At 33.1% G+C, this 1320-nt stretch carries 2 protein-coding genes; both read right to left on the bottom strand.

Features of this window, described 5'->3' with window-relative positions; translation table 11 throughout:
* The coding region (gene mecA, locus V7083_RS22770; RefSeq protein ID WP_335482380.1) for an adaptor protein MecA at positions 1-537 on the bottom strand (537 nt) is incomplete at its 3' end.
* Between the two features lie 332 nt (positions 538-869).
* Complete coding sequence (gene spxA, locus V7083_RS22765) at positions 870-1265, bottom strand: transcriptional regulator SpxA (protein ID WP_335482378.1); 396 nt, start codon at positions 1263-1265, stop codon at positions 870-872.
* Positions 1266-1320 lie beyond the last annotated feature (55 nt).

Here is a 1320-nt window from a genome sequence, read left to right as displayed (position 1 = left end):
ATCTTCTTCGAATAAATCTTCTGGGAATTCTGTATATAAGTAATATTTCCCTTCGAAATAATAAAGTTTGGTCATTAACTCGTCTAAACCAGGGCGTTTCGAAAGCATGATAACATCTTCAAATTCCCTAAAGACAAGCATAAACTCTAATGAATCATCCTCAATCAATATTTCATCATCATCTGAGTAATTTGTATTGAAATGCTGATCCAAAAGTTCTTCTATTTTTTCATCGACCGGTAAATCTTTACTTTTTTCACCAGGAATCGGAAGTTCAAATTTTTGACCATCTTTTGAAAGCTGTGCCTTTGTAACCAGTACTTCCAACCCTTTATCAAGTGCCTGAACCTGAATCCACAATGGACCTTCAACAGCAAATTCTTCCTCATCATGGACTTCATCCATCATTTCCCAGAAGAGTTCTTCACTACGTTCACGATTGTACCAAATTTCCTCCCGGTCAAATCCTCTTTCTTCTATATCACCATAAGAAATATAAAATTTTACGGTATTTTCATTAATTCGTTCAATTTCCATATCAACCTCTCCCTTCCGTCGTCGATAATTGAAGGGACTAAATACCCCCAAGCAGATAACCTATAGCATTGACTCATATAAAAAGGTTTATACAAACTGAACTTTAGACAAAAAACTAAGTACTCTTGTACTTTCATTTTATGACAAAAGCTGTGATTAGGGAAATAAAAATATCTAAAATCACTAAAACCATCATATAGCCTAGTTACATAAACCAGAGGATCATTTGGGAGTTCATATTCATCAAGATATTCCTTTTATTATAACAAATAAACAAAAAAACTACAAATATTTATGCAAGAAAAAGACCTTCAAATGTGAAGGTCTTACACTTAGTTTACCATACGTTGTGCTTCACGCAATTGGTAAGTACGCACCTTTCTTGGTAGAAAGCGGCGAATCTCATCTTCATTATATCCAACTTGTAAACGTTTCTCATCAATAATAATCGGACGACGCAATAATCCAGGATTTTCTTTGATTAATTTAAATAAATCCTGTAATGGCATTGAATCTAAATTTACATCTAATTTTTGAAATGTTTTTGATCTGGTTGAAATAATTTCATCTGTTCCATCTTCAGTCATACGAAGAATTTCCTTAATTTCTTCTAACGATAATGGTTCAGAAAAAATATTTCTTTCTTTGTATGGAATCTCATGTTCTTCTAACCATGATTTTGCCTTCCGACATGATGTGCAACTTGGTGAAGTGTATAGTGTTACCATCCGTCTTCACACTCCTCTAATATTTACAATAGTGTATTAACAGTAAAATCAGGAT

It is taken from the genome of Bacillus sp. JJ1764 (assembly GCF_036962145.1).
In the GTDB taxonomy this organism is placed as follows: Bacteria; Bacillota; Bacilli; order Bacillales; family Cytobacillaceae; genus Neobacillus.
Note: the sequence above shows the minus strand (reverse complement) of the source record. Positions and strands in the feature narration are given on the sequence as shown.